This is a genomic window from Sphingobium xenophagum (assembly GCF_031457465.1).
In the GTDB taxonomy this organism is placed as follows: domain Bacteria; phylum Pseudomonadota; class Alphaproteobacteria; order Sphingomonadales; family Sphingomonadaceae; genus Sphingobium; species Sphingobium xenophagum_A.
The window spans coordinates 1-17,547 of record NZ_JAVDWV010000022.1; the positions used below are offsets into that span (position 1 = coordinate 1).

Sequence of the window (17,547 nt, forward strand, 5' to 3'; positions counted from 1 at the left end):
CTGTAGCCCATAGCCTGCTATCCTCGGAAAAAATGAACTCTCGCCCTTCGGGCTGTTCATTTTTTCCGAGGATAGCAGGCTACTGGCCGAGTCCGCGGCTGAAGCCAGTATCCGACTGAAGTCGGAGGGGTTTCTCCTCATGGAGGACTCTAAAGGACTGGCGACGCATCCATACCCGCTACGATCGATGCGCCCACATCTTCATGTCCGCCATCTGTATCGCCGCAACCGTCATCTTCTGGCTCAATCAATGAGTCCTGACCCTAGTGCGATTTTCCTGATTATCTCCTCCATACGCGGCAGTAGCTTCACTGCTGGGCTCGCTGCGGTGTCGATAAGGCAGCGCGGCGCCGAAAGATCGACACTCGTCATTGCGGCAGTCTCAAGCCGACAATCTACACCATAATATTATCCTGTTCACTAGGATAATATAGTATTCATTCCGGCATGTGGTGCTTCCGTGCATCGCACGCACTTGACTAATCTTTTCAGATGGATAATTTATTACATAAGATGGTGCGAGACGCCGACAGAACAAAATGAAGGAGAATGCGGATCATGAGTTCAGCCCCAATCGCGCTCCGCCCCCCCCCAAGATTTCCCGATATTCGAAGATGATCTCTACGCCCCGGAGAATCTCGCCGATTCCTTTCCAAGCTTTCGCCGGATTCGTGAACTTGGCGACATCGTGTGGCTTGATTGCCTTGGAATGTTCGCGGCCGGTCGCTTCGAAGACGTGCAAAAAGGGCTGCGCGCCAACACCAAGCTCATCAGCAGTCGGGGTGTCACCACCAACCGCTTTCAACTTGACGACGGCATCCGCAACGGCCCGACCGGTGTCATCACGATGGATGGAGAGGAGCGTGCCCAGATCAAGCGGCTGCTGATGAAGCCGCTTATCCCAAAGGCGCTCCAAACCATCAAAGACAGGGTGGAGGCTGAAGCAAAAGAAGTGGTGCGGCGTTTCTGCATCGGTAAGGAAGTGGAAGGGATGGCCACGATCGCTTCCCACCTGCCCGTCACAGTCGTCGCGGAATTGGTCGGCCTCAACAGCGTAGGTGGCGAGCAGTTGCTGCATTGGGCGGCTACAGCGTTCAACAGCTTCGGGCCGCCCGAAAAGCCACTGGCCCCATTTTGGGCGAGTATATCAATTTTGCGCGCACTTTATCCCGCGACAAGGTGATGCGTGGCGGTTGGGCCGAGGGGCTGTTCGACGCTGCCGACCGGGGTGAGATTTCGCTCGACACTGCCCGACTGATGATCTTTGACTATGCCACACCCTCCCTCGACACCACGATCGCATCAATCGGCGAGATGTTGTGGCGACTGGCCTCGGTTGATGGCGCCTATGATACTCTCCGGGCACATCCCGAACTGGTCCCATCCGTAGTGTACGAGTCGGTTCGGATGGCCACACCGATCCGCGGTTTTACTCGCTATGCCATCGAGCCGTTCCAGATGTCTGAAACGACCCTGCCTGCAGGATCGCGCATCCTGTTGCTCAATGCATCGGCCAATCGCGATGAGCGCCATTATTCCGACCCCGACCGGTTCGATGTGAGGCGCAATCCGCGCGATCATCTTGGATGGGGTGCTGGCGTCCATCTGTGCGCAGGAATGCACCTGGCGCGGCTGGAGATGGAAGCGCTGTTGCGCGCGATCCTCGCATCGGTGGCGCGCATATCGGCGGGGGAGCCGACACGTCTAGTGAACAATGGCCTGCAAGGATTTGCCCAACTGCCGCTCACGCTTCATCCCGACTGAGCGCCGGCTGGTATTCCATTGGTAGTAGGCTTGGGACTCAGCGCTCGGCCTCAAAAGCGCGAGAGGGTAGGGCGAGAACGCGATCCAGCGTTTTGCGAACATGACCGCGACCAGCGGTTTCTGCCTGCTCGGCGTTACCGGACAGGACCGCCTGTGTCAGTTCGGTGTAGTCGGAAAGATCGGTGGAATCGGCTGCACGGTCAAAAGAGCGAAACTGAATTCGCATGATTTGGACTTGGATAGCTGGGAAAACCCTTTGCAACTCTTCATTGCGCGAAGCCGCAACGAGAAAGCGATAATAGTCCTCGCGCGCAGCCAGAAACCGGTTGAAGTCCGTTTCCGGCACCATACTAGCCATCGCAGTGTAGCGCTTTTGAAACGCCATTCGGACAGTGGAAACCTGGATCGCTTGCGCTGCCCCTCGCGCAGCGAGGCCCAACAGGACCTCGACAACATCAAGGATGCCCCGGACTTCGCTGCGCGAAAGGCGTCGTACCTGCGCACCCTTGTTCAATGCGACGGTAACGACCCCTGTCGATGCCAGGCGCTGTAAAACTTCCCTGACCGTTCCGCGTCCAACCCCAAACTCCCGCATGAGGTCGGGTGCCGCGAGGCGTTGGCCGGGGACAAACCGACCTTCATAGAGCGCGCGCAAGATGCCACGGTGAACCTGTTCGAACGGTGTTCGCGCGGACGTGGGTACCGTATTGTCATCTGTCATATTGTCATACCGTCGCTCAGAGCCTCAGACCTTCTTTCACCCGATCGCCGCTTGAGAGAGCGGGATTAGGTTCCCCAATATGCGGCCGCGATTTAAACGATGGTCGCACGTGCCTTCGCGTGCCTAGCCCGAAACGGCGGGTGTGATCCAGCCCGGTTGGCCTTTGCCCCCGGCATAGCCGGCCCGGACACGCTGCTTGAGCAGGGGAGGTGGCCGAAATCGTTCGCCATAGGCTTCCTGCATGATTTCCTGAGCCTGCACGCAAAGGCTCGACGTCACAGCATCCATCAGGGCAAAGGGACCGATCGGATGCCCCAAGCCCAGACGACAAGCAGTATCCAGATCTTCGGGTGTGGCAACCCCTTCCTCAACCAGTTTAACAGCCTCGATCATGAACATATGCAACATGCGATTAACGGCAAAGCCAGCAACATCTTTGACATGGATCGGTGTTTTACCGATCGAGATTATGGTCGCCATAACCTCTTCGAGTGTGGTGCCAGTGGTGTCAAATCCGGGTATCACTTCGACCAAATTCATACGCGAGACCGGCGAGAAGTAATGTGTTCCGATGAAGTGAGGGCGGCGCTCGATCGGGAGTGCAGCAGCAAGAGTTGAGATCGGGATGGTGGAGGTGTTTGACGTTATCAGGCAATCGGGTTTGCAGATCTCATCGAGCGCTTTGAGCACCGCCGATTTGACTTCCACGGCTTCGAACACCGCTTCGGTCACGATGTCGCGATCATGAAAGGTAGATAGGTCGCTCACCGGACGAATGCGCGCAAGAACAGCGTCAATTTGACCTTGCTCGTAAAACCCGCGCGCGACGCCCTTTTCCATCAGAGTGCGAAGTCGAGCGAGCGCACGGCCCAAGCTTTGCTGGTCGCGATCGTTCAACAGGACGTCATGGTCGGCCAGCGCGAATACGAGCGCGATTTCCGCGCCCATAAGGCCAGCGCCGACTACTCCGATCTTTTGATCCACTGTGTGTCTCCTGCTATCGTAATTATTCAGACGCCCCCAACGGTAACGGTCGCGCCGCCATCAATGACAATGGTTTGTCCGGAGACATAGCGCGAAGCATCCGATGCCAAGAAAACCGCCGCGCCCGCAATGTCGTCGGGTTCGCCGATCCGACCGAGGGGGGTGCCGGACAATGCCTTGGCAAGGTTAACCTCGTCCTCCCACAGGGCGCGGGCAAATTCGGTACGAATGAGGCCGGGCGCGATACAGTTCGCACGCACGCCGCTGGCCCCATATTCGACAGCCAGATTTCGGGCGAGTTGGAAATCAGCGGCTTTCGAAATATTATAGGCACCGATGACGGGTGATCCTCGCAGGCCACCCATTGAGGAAACGAGAATGATCGAACCCGCCTTACGCGCAATCATTGCGGGTGAGACGAGGGCAGCAAGCCAGTGGCTGGACATCAGGTTGTTACGCAGAATTTTATCGAACTGTTCGTCAGTGATCCCGGCCATTGGACCATAATAAGGATTAGACGCGGCATTGCAGACCATGATGTCGATGCTGCCCAGCGCTGCGCCTCCTTCCTCGACCAACCGCTCGATATCGGCTTTATTCCCGATGTTGGCAGCGATTGCAGTCGCCTGCCCACCGTCGCGCGCGTTGATGGCTGCCGCAACCTTTGCACAGGCAGCCAGCTTGCGTGAAGAAATGATGACATTCGCGCCATGCGCTGCCAAGGCTTCCGCGATGGCGCGGCCGATACCGCGTGAAGAACCCGTGACAATCGCGCCCTTGCCGGAGAGATCGAAGATTGAAGCGTTCATAAAAGGGGCCTCACATTGCGGAAATGCCGCCGTCGAGTTTGAGTTCGGCGCCAGTCATGAAACGGCTTTCGTCGGATGCGAGATACACGATCGCATGGGCGACCTCCTCTGGCTCACCAAGGCGGCCCAATGGCACTTGCTTCGCGAGCTTCGCCATCACGGTTGCTTCGTCCCGATCGCCCACGATATCCTGGAGGATCGGGGTTCGTATAAACGTGGGATGCACGGAATTGCAGCGAATGTCCCACCCGCTGCGTGCGCAGTGCAGCGCGATCGATTTGCTGAGCATCCAGACCGCAGCCTTGGTGGCATTGTAGTTCGCAAAATTGTGCGAGGCGATCAGGCCCGCGATTGAGGACAGGTTGATGATCGATGCCGGCTGATGCTCGCGCAGAAGTGGCAGCGCCAGCTTAGCGCCGAGAAAGACGCTATCGACATTGACCGCAGTGCCATGCTGCCATTCCGCCAATGTGAAATCCTCGACCGATCCGGTCAGCACGATTCCGGCGTTGTTGACGAGCACCGACAGGCCGCCAAGCGTCTCCGAAGCAAGCGCGATTACGTCCCCCCAGTCGCTTTCGCTGACCACATCGTGCCGCGCGGCATAGGCGGTACCGGCACCGAGCTCAGCATTGATAGCCTGCGCGGTGGCGATCACGGCCTCCTCGTTGCGGTCGGTCAACAACACGCGCGCGCACTGTCGTGCCATGGCGAAAGCGGCGGCAGCGCCCAATCCCTGCGCCGCGCCGGTAATGAGCGCTTTTTTGCCGGTAAGTCGCGCGCTCATGCGTCGAAGTCCGACGGTTTAGGCCATAAGCCTTCGCTAGCCATCTTCTCCGCTTCTTCGAGGGTTAGCACATCTGCACTGCCGCCCGTGAACGCCGGATCGGTACCGCGCCATCGCTTGAGTTCGAGTCGCGCGATCTGGTTGCGATGCACCTCGTCCGGCCCGTCTGCCAGGCGCAGCAGGCGCGCTGTGGCGAACGCTGCGGATAGCAGATGATCGTTGCTGGTGCCGCCGCCGCCGAACATCTGCATGGCTGTATCAATGATCTCCTGTGCCATCAGGGGCGCGGTAACCTTAATCATTGCAATCTCGCGCCGGGCATTCTTACTGCCGACCGTGTCCATCATCCATGCCGCCTTCATGGTGAGTAGGCGGGCCTGCTCGATTTGAATTCTCGCATTCGCAATCCGTTCTAGCGTCACGGTTTGCTCGGCCAGGGTCTTGCCAAAGGGCTGTCGCAGTTCGGCGCGTCGGCACATCCGTTCCAGGATGCGCTCGCACAGGCCGATCAGGCGCATACAATGGTGGATGCGCCCCGGCCCCAAGCGCCCTTGCGCGATTTCAAACCCGCGCCCTTCGCCCAACAACATATTGGAAGCCGGAACCCGGACATTGTCGAAGAGCACCTCCGCAGCGCGGTCCGGAACGCCGTAGAACCCAAACACCGGTAGAGAACGAATGACCCGGACGCCCGGCGTTTCGCGTGGGATCAGAATCATCGATTGACGACGATAGGGATCATCGCCTTCCGGCTGGTTCTTGCCCATGAAGATGATGATCTTGCACGCCGGACTGGTTGCATTGGTCGTGTACCATTTGCGTCCGTTGACTATATATTCGTCGCCGTCGCGCGCAATGGAACTGCCGATATTCGTGGCGTCCGATGATGCAACTTCAGGCTCCGTCATCGCGAAAGCCGAGCGGATTTCGCCGTCCAGCAATGGGGTCAGCCAGCGATCACGCTGCTCGTGGGTTCCGTAGCGCAGGATCGTTTCCATGTTCCCGGTGTCAGGGGCGGAGCAATTGAACACCTCAGGGGCGAACAGGCTGCGGCCCATGATTTCACAGAGCGGCGCATAATCGACGTTGGAAAGGCCGTCGGCATGGTGCGCGGCGGGCAAGAACAGGTTGCACAGTCCTGCGGCGCGCGCCCTTGGCTTCAGTTCCTCGACAATCGGATAGACCGACCATGGTCCCAACCGTTCCGCCTCAAGATAATAGCGCCGTTCATTGGGATAGATTTCTTCCGCCATGAACGTTTTGAGCCGTTTGGCGAGATCATCGCTACGGGTGCTAGGTTCCATCATATATCGCTCTCCATATACATAGATCGTCATACGTAATAGTATGAAGATATCAAGACGTGCTATGCCTGCGTCAACTCCGGGCCGCAGATCACCAGCACAGCGAACCTTGCGACAAACCAACTAAATAGATTGACGCAGCACGAAGATCATGCCAAATGATAGGACGATTATGCGGGTTTTATTGAATGATTGTCGATAAGCGCGACTTCGAATTTCTGTTCCAGTGGTTGGATATGGATGGATTGCTGTCCCGACAGCGCTTCGCCTCGCACGACCGTGAAGTGGTCAACGCAGTCATCGAACTCGCGACGCGCCTAGGCGAAAATGATTTGGCCCCGCATTTGCGCGCTTGGGACTCAAGCGAGCCGCAGCTCGATCTCGACGGCAATGTGACGGTATTGCCGTCAGTGGCCGGGGGCGTCCGCAAGATTGCCGAGGCGGGGATCTTCGCGATGGTGTTCGACGAGACGCATGGCGGTTTGCAACTCCCGCATCTTGTCTATGTCAGCGCTCTCGGCATATTGATGGCCGGCAACCTTGGGACGGCCTCTTTCACCTTGCTGACCGTAGGCAATGCGCGCCTGCTCGCCAACTATGCCAGTCCGGCTCAAATCGCGACCTTTGCGGAGCCGCAAATCGCCGGGGTGGCCATGGGTACTATGCGCCTGTCGGAGCCGCATGCGGGTTCTTCCCTTGGTGACATTCTTGCGCGCGCCGTGCTGGAGGGCGAGGACCGATATGGCGCGCGCTATCGCCTGACCGGCAGCAAGATGTGGATTTCTGCGGGCGACCATGATGTTACCGACAACATCGTTCATCTCGTGCTTGCCAAAGTCCCCGCGCCAGACGGACACGTCGCCCAAGGTACCCGCGGCATCTCGCTGTTTATCGTGCCTAAGATACTTCCTGATGGCACCATCAATGACGTCGCCGTGGCCGGCCTCAATCACAAGATGGGATATCGCGCCTTGCCCAACTGTGCGCTCAATTTTGGCGAGGGTAAATCGATGCCGGGGGGAGAGGCCGGCGCTATCGGTTGGCGGGTAGGGGAGGTCGGTCAAGGGCTTCCGCAAATGTTTCAGATGATGAACGAAGCCCGGATTTCGGTGGGACTTGCTGGCGCAATGCTCGCCAATCGCGGCTATCAGATGTCGCGCGACTATGCGCTGGAACGGACCCAGGGCCGGCGCATTGGCGCAGCCGTTGGGGCGCAAGTACCAATCATCGAACATGCCGATGTCCGCCGTATGCTCCTGGCGCAAAAGGCGATCGGGCAGGGCGCTTTGGCTCTAGTCCTATTTTCAGCGCGACTGCTTGACGATGAAAAGACGGCGACAACCGCAGAGGACCGGGCTGCTGCTGCGTCGCTATTGGCCCTGTTGACACCCGCGACCAAGACATGGCCTTCCGAATGGGCGCAGCATTCGCTCCATTTGGCGCTTCAGGTCTACGGAGGGGCGGGCTATTCGCAGGACTTCGAGATCGAACAACTTTATCGCGACAATCGGCTGAACCCGATTCATGAAGGCACGACTGGTATCCAGGGTCTGGACCTGATCAGCAGAAAGCTGCGCCGTGACGGCGGGATTGCATTTGCCGCGCTGGCCGAACGAATTCGCGCGACGATAGCGAAGGTCGGTGTAGGCTCCTCCCTAAGCGCCGTTGCGTTGGCTGTGGGGGATGCGCTGTCCGAATTTGAACAAGCAGTCGCGATACTGCTCGCCGAGGCTGAGGATGCCGTAGCGTTGGCGCATGGCTCACCCGTATTGGCGGCGTTCGGGCATCTTGTCGTGGGTTGGCTGTGGTTAGATCAGGCGATTTTGGCGGAAGCGCTACTCGCCATCCAAGACCGAAGGTTCGATACAGCGTTCCTGAACGGACGTATCCGCGCCTGTCGCTATTTCGCGGAAGCGGAACTGCCACAGATGAAAACTTGGCTGGTGCCCGTCCTGGCAAGATCTGACCTGATCTTCGCAGCACCAATCGATGAATTCTAAAAAATGGTTGGAGAGCTAACATGACATTGGCGAGCAAGACGCTGTTCATCACCGGTGGAAGTCGGGGGATCGGCCTGGCAATCGCTGAACGGGCTGCACGCGATGGCGCGAACGTGGTCATCGCCGCAAAGACGGGTGATCCTCATCCTAAGCTGGTGGGGACGATCTACACCGCCGCGGAGGCGATCGAGCGGGCTGGTGGCAAAGCGCTTCCGCTGCTGCTCGACGTACGCGATGCCGATGCGGTCCAAGCCGCAGTCACTCAGGCCGCACAGCATTTCGGTGGAATCGACATTTGTGTGAACAATGCGTCGGCAATCAATCTGGTGAAATCGGAGGACATCGACGTGAAGCGCTTCGACTTGATCCAGCAGATCAATATGCGCGGCACCTTCCTTGTCTCGCGCGCCTGCGTTCCGCATCTGCGCAACAGCGCGAACGGACATGTTCTGACCTTGTCACCGCCGCTGGACATGCGGGCGGACTGGTTCGCGCAGCATCTGCCCTACACGATCAGCAAATATGGCATGTCGATGGTCACCTTCGGCATGGCTGAAGAATTCCGTTCAGAGGGGATCGCATTCAACGCATTGTGGCCGCGAACGACGATCGCAACGGCGGCGGTGGAGTTTGCACTGGGCGGCGAAAACCTGATGCGTCGTTCACGCCGACCCGAAATCATGGCGGATGCTGCCCATGCCATTTTCCTGCGCGACTCGCGGATATTCACTGGCAACTTCGTGATCGACGATGACGTGCTGCGTGAGGAAGGCGTTACCGACTTTGCGCCGTACCGTTATGATCCGACCTCAGTACTGGAGATCGACATCTTCGTGGAGCCTGACGTCAACCCGATCCCCTGAACCCGGCATCTAAAGCGCACATGTCAAAACGAGAAGCCGTCATCTTATCCGTCGCACGTACGCCGATTGGCAAAGCATATCGCGGCGCGTTCAACGATACGCAGCCCCAGACCTTGGCTGGCCATGCCATTGCGCAAGCCCTCAGCCGGGCAGCGGCCAGACCTTTATATGGGCATGCTGGAGACCGCCGAGATGGTTGCGCGCCGCTATGGCGTAAGTCGGGAGGAAGCGGGATGTCCTTGGTGCCCAGTCGCATCAGCGCGCAGCCGCTGCCGTCGCTGCAGGTATATTTGCAGATGAAATTGTCCCGCTACGCACGCAGATGCTCGTGACCGACAAGGCAACTGGCGAGACTGAGCAGCGCGAGACGACGTTAACCCAGGACGAGGGTATGCGCCCCGGCACTACGGCGGAGTCGATCGCCACGCTGCCTGCAGCCTATAAGGGTGGCCAGGCGCTCGAACCGGGCGGCACGGTGACGGCAGGCAACAACAGCCAATTGTCGGATGGCGCGGCCGCACTGGTGCTGATGAGCGCATCGGAAGCGTCCAGGCGAGGGCTGACGCCGTTCGGCGCCTGTCGTGGCATGGCGGTAGCAGGATGTGACCCCGATGAGATGGGTATAGGCCCGGTATTTGCTGTTCCAAAATTGCTGAAAGCGCACGGAAAGAAGGTCGACGATATCGACCTCTGGGAACTGAACGAAGCGTTCGCCAGTCAGGTGATCTATAGCCGCGACACGATTGGCATTCCTAACGAGCGCCTCAACGTATCGGGCGGCGCAATTGCGATCGGGCATCCCTATGGCATGACCGGCGCCCGCTGTACCGGTCATATTTTGCTCGAAGGGCGCCGTCGCAAGGCGAAATATGGCGTGGTCACCATGTGCGTAGGCGGTGGAATGGGTGCCGCCGGGCTGTTTGAGATTTATTGAGGAAATCAGATGAATGTTGTCACGGTCGAAATCGCCGCGCCTCATGTCGCACTCGTCACCATTCGTCGGCCCGAAGCCCGAAACGCTATAAACGGTTTCGTGGCGCAAGCGCTCGACCGGGCAGTCAAGCAGATCGAGAGCGACCCTGACCTCTGGGTCGCAGTCCTGACGGGCGAGGGGGGCGTCGCATTTTGTGCTGGTGCCGACCTTAAAGAGGTCTCCGCCGGGCGGCTGTCGGAACTCTTTACGCCGGATGGGCAGTTTGCCGGTTTCGTCAAACATCCGCGCGATAAGGTGTGGATTGCGGCGGTCGAGGGGTTTGCGATGGCAGGCGGGTGCGAAATCGCGCTGGCATGCGACATGATCGTCGCTTCGGAAACTTCGACGTTTGCGCTGCCGGAAGTGATGCGTGGACTGATCGCGGCGGCCGGGGGCATGTACCGATTGGCGCGCGCTCTGCCGCGTGCAATCGCAATGGAGATGCTTGCTACCGGAGAATGCCTGCCAGCGACACGTGCGGCTGAGTTCGGTCTGGTCAACCGATTGACTCCGCATGGCGGGGCTGTGACGGGCGCGCTCGAACTCGCCGTGCAAATCGCTTCCAATGCGCCGGTCGCGGTGCACGAAAGCCTCCAGGTGGCGCGCCGCGCTTACGACCTGGACGACAATGCATTGTTCGCTCTGGGACTCGATGCGCAGGATCGAGTGATGGCGACCGAGGATTTCGTTGAGGGACCGCTAGCCTTTATCGAAAAGCGGGCGCCGCGATGGAAGGGACGCTAGGCGCTGAATGCGGGCGGCATGAAACGGTCGCATAACGCCGGAAGGATGCCCTGAAGTCCGCCACCGACGTGAGATGCCTATCTGCCGACCAGTCGATCTACTTCGTTGAACATTTCTGCTATGCCTGCCAATGCGAATGCGATCACGCTGGGATCCTCAAAGCGGGAGCCGACAATCTTAGCGGCAATGTTGCCGACCACAATCTCGGGCGTGCTTACGGGGCGCGCAAGTGCTGAGATCAGGGTTTCGCGAATCTGATATTGGGCGCGCACCCCGCCTGTTACCGCCACAGATGAGGTGATGATGAGTGCCGGCTTGTTCTTGAGTGGCGATTGGTTGTGAGGGCGGGACGCCCAGTCGAGGGCATTTTTTAACGTTCCAGGGATGCCGTGATTATATTCAGAGGAGACGACCACCAATCCATCTGCCTCCAGGATTTGATCGCGCAGTTTCTGCACGCTTGGCGGCAGCGGATCGACGTAAAGATCCTGGTTGAAATGCGGTACGGCTCCAATATCGGAATAGTCAAAGATGGCGCGCTCTGCGGTCGCCTCGACAAGCGCAGCGAGAAGCGCAGACGAGAAGGAATTGGCGCGCAGACTGCCTGAGATTCCAAGAAGGCGGTAAGGGGGCTTCACGCAGAATGTCCTTTCACAAAGATCTGGGTTGCATCGGACGTCCGATCACCATTCCCCACGGCGAACTAGGCGCAGTGGCTGAATGGCGCGGATAAGCTCGCAAGCAGCCCGCAGCAGCGTTAGCCCATGACCGTTTATCCGATCAATCGAATTATATTGCTCATATGGACTATATCTGTTGACCAGGTAAGATTGACCTTTATCAAACAGGCAAACCAAGATCGGACTGTGGGTACGATCAGACCATGCCGATAGGATATTATAGTGCGAATTCTGATGGTTGGTCCCGGTGGTCGAACAGGTCGGCATGTCATTGCAGCATTGCAGGCGCATCATGAGCATTGTGACATCATTGGTTTTAGCAGGAACGATCCGTGCATCGATCATGTCGAGTTTCGTAAGGGGGATCTTGAAAATCCCGTAGACCGAGCGAATGCAGTGGAGGGCATCGACGCCGTCATTTATTACGGCCCTCCCTTCCATCCGCGCGAAACCGCTCTCGGTACCGGCATGATCGACGCAGCCGTCGCGGCTGGAGTCTGTCGCTCTGTCTTTATCTCGGTCATTCATCCGCAAATCGACGATTGGCTTAATCACAAGGCGAAACTAGACGTCGAGGCGCACCTGATAGCCACTGATCTGGCATGGACGATCATACGTCCGCAGCACCTGATGCAGAATGTGGACGCTGCGGCGATCGCGCAATCTGGACTTTATCGGGTGCCCTACGACACGACATCGCGGCTTGGTCATGTCGATCTCGCTGATGTAGGTTCTGTTGTCGCAAAAGTCATTATGGAGCCGGGACATCAATATGCCGCCTATGATCTGTCGGCGGCCGACAGTCTCTCTGCTAGAAGAAATGTGCGCGAAATTCGCCAAGATGCGGCCCCTCACCTGCCCATCTGGTGGAAATCCCAATGTACTGACGTGGCTGCTCGATCGCCCCCCCGACCTCATTTGAGGCCTATGCTGAACGCTCTTTGCGATCGGATTCGTTTGACAGTCCGGCACTACGTCTCGTGGTCCCCACGCCACAGCTAGAACCATGACACAGCGATTACGAATAGCGCTCTAGAGCGTAATCACTAGAGCGGGATGCAGCCACAAACGACCCGCCATCGGCAAGGCGATCCGCAGCGCTGGCGCCAGGCTCCTGTTCCTGCCGCCGTACAGTCCCGATCTCAATCCGATCGAGCAGGTCTTCGCCAAGCTCAAACACCTGATGCGCAAAACAGCCGAGCGTACCCATGAAGCAACTTGGCGGCGCACCGGCTCCTTGCTCGACACCTTCAGTCCCTCAGAATGCCGCAATTACCTGTTCAACTCAGAATACAGATCAAGCTGATGTCATCCGAGTCTAAGGCAGGTTTTTGCGTTCTACTATGTGGCGCGCGCGTCAGGATAGCTGTCGCGCCAAAAAAGGGCGGAAAAGCACGCCTGCAACGGTGTGAATTTTACTGCTGTGCCCCTGCCGATAGCATTTGGACGGCTGGCCGTTTTATGCGCGCATCAATTCCAGCGCGTTGCCGACGGCCAATATGCCTTCGGGGGCTGCGGCAAAGCCCATATGGGTGCAATCGACTTCGATTGCCTTGTCGCGCTCACCACCGCGCCCCTTGGCGCATTCAGGCAGGATCACGCCGTCGCGCTGCGACCACAACGCAATAGTTGGCACCGGCGGTTTGATTTCGCGGGTGCAGGGGAAGGGGGGCTTGTCGACCGGAAAACCCGATACGAGCTGATAGAGACGCCAGGCATGGTTGGCGCGCGGGTCGCCGGAAAAGGGCGTGCCCAGCGTCACCACGCCGCCGACCTTATGCGTGGCATATTTGGCATATTCGCGGGCATACAGGCCGCCGAGGCTCCATCCGACAAGCGTCACCGGGCCGCCGCCTGCGCGCCGAATGGCATCGACGCACCGGTCGATCTGGTCGAGGCTGTCAGGCTTCGGGCCATAATTGCGGCCCATTGCCCAATCATGCGCGGCATAGCCCGCCGCCGCCAATATCTGGCGCATGGCATCCATCCGCCGTTCCGATGCGAGCAAGCCGGGGATCAACAGGACCGAACGACCATCGCCCTTGATCTGCTGCGCCAGCGAGTCGGCCTGCGCTTGGGTGCGAGCGAGGTCGCGGGGGAGCGACAGATTGCCGATCAGATGCGACAAAGGCGGCCGCGACGGGGCGGCTGGCCCTGGCGCAAAACGATCTTTCCAAAAACTGCTGACGGCTTGAACATGAGGTGGCACGAAAACAAAAATCCCAAGCCCGATCGGGCAAAGATGACGTTATCGTGACAAACGCCGCGTCCGTCCATTGGTTTCGTCCTATGCGACGAACGGTTCGTCGCTGAAAGGCTTAGGGTGTGGGTAGGGTCGGGCTGAGTGGGGCAGGGTCCACAGGACGCAAGGGCCGTGGTTCCAGGATCGCGGCGGTTTCGATGAGATCGAGCGCGCGGCGCGCCTCCAGATAGCGGCGGGCGAATTGAAGCCAGCGGTCGGCGGCCGCGCGGCCAGGCATCCGCTCTACTTCCGCCAGGGCGGCGCTGACGCGACCGCCGTCAAGATAGCGCACGGCCCGCTCCAGCGCGGCCTGGGGCCGGGGGGAGGGTGCCGATGCCTTGCGAATCGTCACCAGTTCGCGGGCCTCATGGGCAATGGCATCCCACCAGTCGCTTTCCACGGGCGGCGTGGTCAATCGATCGCTGAGGTCGGTAAGGCCGACGCGCAGATCAGCCAGAGTCACAGGCTCGCGCGCGGCATTGATGATGGTAGCGACGGCGCGCGGCTGTGCCTGACCGAAGCGCAAGCGCAACTGCGCCTCGATATAGCCTAGCGGTGCGCCATTATCGAGCGCGCGACGCGCGGCGAAGGCGATCAGCAGCCCTTCGGCACGAGCGGCATTACCCGAAGCGGCCTGCGCCTCGACGGTGATGCGGGTAAGCCGTTCGTCGAGCGCGACCACACGGGCGTCAAGCATTTGGGCGCTGTTGGCGCTGAGCGTGCTTGGCGTAATGGAAGCGGAAGGCGCGCCCGTCTGCGGCACGGCGGCGACGGGCTGGGCCGGTTGCGGGTTCCAGCGCTTCTGGATCTGGGGCCAGGCCCAGGCGGTCAGCGCGACGCCGATCAGGAAGGCGAGCAGCATCAACGTCACCAGCGGCAGGGTGCTGCGCCGACGGACAGGGGGCGGGGTCACGGGGATACTCCTATCGCCGTCCGCGTCTTGCATGCTGACCCTTTCGCCTGTCATCGTCCCGTCATTCGCACAAAGAAAGGGCGAGGGCCAGCATGTCGTCATCGACCGGCTTGTGCGGCGCGGAAAGGCTGGCCCAGCCGCTGCCGCAAGCGGCCAGCGCGGCTTGGCTGATCGCTACGATATGCAGCGCGCTACGACCGTCGAGAGGGATGCATTCGGCCAGCCGCTCGCCCGCGCGCGGCGAATGGATCAGCAGAATGGCGCCGGGGGTGGCATCACGCAGCAGCGCTGGGTCCGACGGCAGGCAGGCCATCGTATAAACCGCGATTCGGGTCAGACGGAGCGGCCCGGCCTCCATCGGCGCGACCGTGGTGCCCGCCAGATGGAGGACGGCGCGATGGCCATCCGCCGCGATCCGCGCGGCAATGGCGCTGGCGTCGCCCTCGCCACAGATCACCTCGGCAAAGCCCCCTTCGTGCAACGCCGCTGCCGTCGCCGCGCCGACAGCATAGGTCGGGAGCGCGCGATAGTCGGCCAGTCCCGGTCCGGCGAGGCGCACCGCATTGGCGCTGGTCAGCAGCAGCGCGTCGAATCCGTCGGCCGGAGGCGCGGACCAGTCGAGCGGCAAAGGCGCGAACAGCGGATGGCGCAGCACGTCGAACCCCCGGCGAGCGGCCTTGTCCGCCGTCCTGCCCGCCGCCGGTTCGGGGCGCAGGATCAGGAGCCGCCTCACCCTTCGACCCCTCATCCTTCAAACAGGGCCCGCAGCGCTGGGCTGGCCTGCTCCAGCAAAGCGCGGCCGACCGCCTGCGCCACTAGATCATCGCTGCGCGCTAGCCATGTTTCCTGGGCCACCGTTTCCTGCCCATCGGGGCTGATGATCTCGGCGCGCAGATATAGCCCCTCACCATCCACCACCGCCAACGCCGCGATCGGCGAATGGCAGGTGCCGCCCAGCGCCTTGAGGACCGCGCGTTCGGCGGCAACAGCATCGTTCGCGTCGGCATCATTTATGGCGGCTAGCGCATCGAGCAGCGGCGCATTGTCGGCCAATGCCTCAATCCCCACTGCACCCTGCGATGGGGCAGGCAACATGGTGTCGATTGGAATGCTCACGCCGACATGGCTCTGGTCAAGCCGGTCAAGCCCCGCCGCCGCCAATAATGTAGCATGGACCTCGCCCGCTGCCAGTTTGGCAAGGCGGGTGGCGACATTGCCGCGGAACAGAGTGATGGTGGCGTCGGGGCGCAGCCGCATGACCTGCGCGGCGCGGCGCGGCGAACTGGTGCCGACGACCGGGTTGGCGGGCAGCGCATCGAAACTTTCCACCCCCACCAGCTTGTCGCGCACATCGGCGCGCGGCAGCATCGCGCCGATCTGGAAAATGGCGGGGCGAATCGTTTCGACGTCCTTCATGCTGTGGACGGCGAAGTCGATCTCCTGTGCGACCAATGCGCGTTCCAGCTCCTTGGTCCAGAGCGCCTTGCCGCCGATATCAGCGAGTGCGCGATCCTGGATGCGGTCGCCGCTGGTCTGGACGATAACGATCTCAATCGCGTCCTGCGCCCAGCCATGGGCGGCAATCAGGGCATGGGCGGTCATGTGCGCCTGGGCCAGCGCAAGCGGGGAGCCTCTGGTGCCGAGGCGCAACGGTTGATCGGACAAATACATATGCGGCTTGCTCTAATGACCACGGGCTTTAGATGGAAGCGGCAATGACAATCATCCTTGGCCTGGAATCGAGCTGCGATGAAACCGCAGCGGCGCTGGTGACGGCCGACGGGCGGATATTGGCCCATCGCCTGGCGACGCAGGAAGAAGCGCATCGCCCCTATGGCGGGGTCGTGCCCGAAATCGCCGCGCGCGCGCATGTGGAGGCGCTCACGCCCCTGATCGCGGCGGCGCTGGCGGATGCGGAAATGACATTGGCCGACGTCGATGTGATCGCCGCGACCGCCGGGCCGGGGCTGATCGGCGGGGTTATGGTGGGCCTGGTCACCGGCAAGGCACTGGCCCATGCGGCGGATAAGCCCTTGATCGCGGTCAATCATCTGGAGGGCCATGCGCTGTCGCCGCGCCTCGCCGACCGGACGCTACAATTCCCCTATATGCTGCTGCTGGTATCGGGCGGCCATTGCCAGATTTTGTTGGTGCGCGGGCCGGGCGATTATGCGCGGCTGGCGACGACGATCGACGATGCGGCGGGCGAGGCGTTCGACAAGACCGCCAAGCTGCTGGGTCTGGGCTATCCAGGCGGTCCGCTGGTCGAAAAGGCGGCGGCGCAGGGTAATGCCAAGGCTGTACCGCTACCCCGCCCGCTGGTCGGCACCGCCGAGCCGCATTTTTCCTTCGCAGGCCTCAAAAGCGCAGTGATGCGCGCGGTCCAGTCAGGGCATTATTCGACGCAGGATATCGCCGCGAGCTTTCAGCAGGCAGTGATCGACTGCCTGATCGACCGCACCCGCCGCGCGCTTGGGTCGGACGAGCCTGCGACGGCGCTGGTCGTCGCCGGGGGCGTCGCCGCCAACCAGGCGATTCGCGGCGCGCTCGAAGCGCTGGCGGCGGAGCATGACCTGCCCTTCGTCGCGCCGCCGCTGTGGCTTTGTACCGACAATGCGGCGATGATCGCCTGGGCCGGGGCGGAGCGCTATGCCGTGGGGCTGGTTGACGATCTGACCTTCCCCGCCCGGCCGCGCTGGCCGCTCGACCCGGCAGCGGAAAAGGCGCGCGGCGCCGGAGTCAAAGCATGAAGAGTGTGAAGGC

At 60.5% G+C, this 17,547-nt stretch carries 17 protein-coding genes and 3 pseudogenes; 10 read left to right on the forward strand and 10 right to left on the reverse strand.

Annotation, left to right across the window (positions count from 1 at the left end; genetic code table 11):
- Positions 1–149 precede the first annotated feature (149 nt).
- The 3 genes and pseudogenes from J2W40_RS18280 to J2W40_RS18290 form a co-directional block, all read left to right on the forward strand.
- A pseudogene (locus J2W40_RS18280) lies at positions 150–254 on the forward strand (IS5/IS1182 family transposase); the annotation flags it as partial.
- A gap of 455 nt (positions 255–709) precedes the next feature.
- On the forward strand, positions 710–1,183 hold the full coding sequence (locus J2W40_RS18285) for a cytochrome P450 family protein (protein ID WP_310227392.1): 474 nt from the start codon (positions 710–712) through the stop codon (positions 1,181–1,183).
- Entirely contained in the window at positions 1,135–1,764 is a 630-nt protein-coding gene (locus J2W40_RS18290; protein ID WP_310227393.1) for a cytochrome P450, read from the forward strand. Before J2W40_RS18285 ends, J2W40_RS18290 begins: the two co-directional genes overlap by 49 nt.
- A 37-nt stretch (positions 1,765–1,801) precedes the next feature.
- Here the strand turns inward: J2W40_RS18290 and J2W40_RS18295 are convergent, their stop codons facing one another.
- From J2W40_RS18295 to J2W40_RS18315, 5 genes are all read right to left on the reverse strand, one after another.
- On the reverse strand, positions 1,802–2,485 hold the full coding sequence (locus J2W40_RS18295; protein WP_310227394.1) for a GntR family transcriptional regulator: 684 nt from the start codon (positions 2,483–2,485) through the stop codon (positions 1,802–1,804).
- Positions 2,486–2,608: 123 nt separating this feature from the next.
- Positions 2,609–3,469: a 3-hydroxyacyl-CoA dehydrogenase family protein gene (locus J2W40_RS18300; RefSeq protein WP_310227395.1), complete on the reverse strand. Its 861-nt coding sequence runs from the start codon at positions 3,467–3,469 to the stop codon at positions 2,609–2,611.
- 26 nt (positions 3,470–3,495) lie between these two features.
- Entirely contained in the window at positions 3,496–4,278 is a 783-nt protein-coding gene (locus J2W40_RS18305) for an SDR family oxidoreductase (RefSeq protein WP_310227397.1), read from the reverse strand.
- 10 nt (positions 4,279–4,288) lie between these two features.
- Positions 4,289–5,065 carry an SDR family oxidoreductase gene (locus J2W40_RS18310; RefSeq protein WP_310227398.1) on the reverse strand — a complete coding sequence of 259 codons (777 nt, stop codon included), beginning with the start codon at positions 5,063–5,065 and terminating at the stop codon, positions 4,289–4,291.
- Positions 5,062–6,372, reverse strand: coding sequence for an acyl-CoA dehydrogenase family protein (locus J2W40_RS18315; protein WP_310227430.1), 1,311 nt, complete (start codon positions 6,370–6,372; stop codon positions 5,062–5,064). The genes J2W40_RS18310 and J2W40_RS18315 overlap by 4 nt, the downstream gene beginning before the upstream one ends.
- A 185-nt stretch (positions 6,373–6,557) precedes the next feature.
- Between J2W40_RS18315 and J2W40_RS18320 the strand changes: the two genes are divergently transcribed.
- The 4 genes and pseudogenes from J2W40_RS18320 to J2W40_RS18335 all read left to right on the forward strand — a co-directional run bounded on the left by J2W40_RS18320 (position 6,558) and on the right by J2W40_RS18335 (position 10,949).
- Positions 6,558–8,369 carry an acyl-CoA dehydrogenase family protein gene (locus tag J2W40_RS18320; RefSeq protein ID WP_310227399.1) on the forward strand — a complete coding sequence of 604 codons (1,812 nt, stop codon included), beginning with the start codon at positions 6,558–6,560 and terminating at the stop codon, positions 8,367–8,369.
- A gap of 20 nt (positions 8,370–8,389) precedes the next feature.
- Positions 8,390–9,232: an SDR family oxidoreductase gene (locus J2W40_RS18325; RefSeq protein ID WP_310227400.1), complete on the forward strand. Its 843-nt coding sequence runs from the start codon at positions 8,390–8,392 to the stop codon at positions 9,230–9,232.
- A 159-nt stretch (positions 9,233–9,391) separates the two neighbouring features.
- Positions 9,392–10,166 (forward strand): annotated as a pseudogene (locus J2W40_RS18330) (acetyl-CoA C-acyltransferase); the annotation flags it as partial.
- A gap of 9 nt (positions 10,167–10,175) precedes the next feature.
- On the forward strand, positions 10,176–10,949 hold the full coding sequence (locus J2W40_RS18335) for an enoyl-CoA hydratase-related protein (RefSeq protein ID WP_310227401.1): 774 nt from the start codon (positions 10,176–10,178) through the stop codon (positions 10,947–10,949).
- 77 nt (positions 10,950–11,026) lie between these two features.
- Here the strand turns inward: J2W40_RS18335 and J2W40_RS18340 are convergent, their stop codons facing one another.
- On the reverse strand, positions 11,027–11,587 hold the full coding sequence (locus tag J2W40_RS18340) for an NADPH-dependent FMN reductase (RefSeq protein ID WP_310227402.1): 561 nt from the start codon (positions 11,585–11,587) through the stop codon (positions 11,027–11,029).
- A gap of 264 nt (positions 11,588–11,851) precedes the next feature.
- Here J2W40_RS18340 and J2W40_RS18345 point away from each other — a divergent pair, with 264 nt between their 5' ends.
- Together J2W40_RS18345 and J2W40_RS18350 are read left to right on the forward strand one after the other, a co-directional pair.
- Positions 11,852–12,631, forward strand: a complete 780-nt coding sequence (locus J2W40_RS18345) for an SDR family oxidoreductase (protein WP_310227403.1) — start codon at positions 11,852–11,854, stop codon at positions 12,629–12,631.
- Positions 12,632–12,689: 58 nt separating this feature from the next.
- Positions 12,690–12,935 (forward strand): annotated as a pseudogene (locus J2W40_RS18350) (transposase); the annotation flags it as partial.
- Between the two features lie 153 nt (positions 12,936–13,088).
- Here the strand turns inward: J2W40_RS18350 and J2W40_RS18355 are convergent.
- The 4 genes from J2W40_RS18355 to hemC all read right to left on the reverse strand — a co-directional run bounded on the left by J2W40_RS18355 (position 13,089) and on the right by hemC (position 16,455).
- Positions 13,089–13,838, reverse strand: coding sequence for an esterase/lipase family protein (locus J2W40_RS18355; protein ID WP_310227404.1), 750 nt, complete (start codon positions 13,836–13,838; stop codon positions 13,089–13,091).
- Between the two features lie 109 nt (positions 13,839–13,947).
- A complete protein-coding gene (locus J2W40_RS18360; RefSeq protein WP_409050403.1) occupies positions 13,948–14,817 on the reverse strand; it encodes a hypothetical protein in 870 nt (289 codons plus the stop codon).
- A gap of 28 nt (positions 14,818–14,845) precedes the next feature.
- Positions 14,846–15,517, reverse strand: a complete 672-nt coding sequence (locus J2W40_RS18365) for a uroporphyrinogen-III synthase (protein WP_310227406.1) — start codon at positions 15,515–15,517, stop codon at positions 14,846–14,848.
- Positions 15,518–15,528: 11 nt separating this feature from the next.
- On the reverse strand, positions 15,529–16,455 hold the full coding sequence (gene hemC, locus J2W40_RS18370) for a hydroxymethylbilane synthase (RefSeq protein ID WP_310227407.1): 927 nt from the start codon (positions 16,453–16,455) through the stop codon (positions 15,529–15,531).
- Positions 16,456–16,499: 44 nt separating this feature from the next.
- On the opposite strand from hemC, the gene tsaD reads away from it, so the two are divergent.
- The gene (gene tsaD / locus J2W40_RS18375; RefSeq protein WP_310227408.1) at positions 16,500–17,534 is read left to right on the forward strand and encodes a tRNA (adenosine(37)-N6)-threonylcarbamoyltransferase complex transferase subunit TsaD; all 1,035 of its coding nucleotides are present in this window, start codon (positions 16,500–16,502) and stop codon (positions 17,532–17,534) included.
- Positions 17,535–17,547 lie beyond the last annotated feature (13 nt).

Bases quoted from the DNA above. Each gene is read 5' to 3' on its own strand.
- J2W40_RS18285 (WP_310227392.1), top strand. From the start codon at position 710: ATGTTCGCGGCCGGTCGCTTCGAAGACGTGCAAAAAGGGCTGCGCGCC.
- J2W40_RS18295 (WP_310227394.1), bottom strand. From the start codon at position 2,485: ATGACAGATGACAATACGGTACCCACGTCCGCGCGAACACCGTTCGAA.
- J2W40_RS18305 (WP_310227397.1), bottom strand. From the start codon at position 4,278: ATGAACGCTTCAATCTTCGATCTCTCCGGCAAGGGCGCGATTGTCACG.
- J2W40_RS18310 (WP_310227398.1), bottom strand. From the start codon at position 5,065: ATGAGCGCGCGACTTACCGGCAAAAAAGCGCTCATTACCGGCGCGGCG.
- J2W40_RS18315 (WP_310227430.1), bottom strand. From the start codon at position 6,372: ATGATGGAACCTAGCACCCGTAGCGATGATCTCGCCAAACGGCTCAAA.
- J2W40_RS18320 (WP_310227399.1), top strand. From the start codon at position 6,558: ATGATTGTCGATAAGCGCGACTTCGAATTTCTGTTCCAGTGGTTGGAT.
- J2W40_RS18325 (WP_310227400.1), top strand. From the start codon at position 8,390: ATGACATTGGCGAGCAAGACGCTGTTCATCACCGGTGGAAGTCGGGGG.
- J2W40_RS18335 (WP_310227401.1), top strand. From the start codon at position 10,176: ATGAATGTTGTCACGGTCGAAATCGCCGCGCCTCATGTCGCACTCGTC.
- J2W40_RS18360 (WP_409050403.1), bottom strand. From the start codon at position 14,817: ATGCAAGACGCGGACGGCGATAGGAGTATCCCCGTGACCCCGCCCCCT.
- hemC (WP_310227407.1), bottom strand. From the start codon at position 16,455: ATGTATTTGTCCGATCAACCGTTGCGCCTCGGCACCAGAGGCTCCCCG.
- tsaD (WP_310227408.1), top strand. From the start codon at position 16,500: ATGACAATCATCCTTGGCCTGGAATCGAGCTGCGATGAAACCGCAGCG.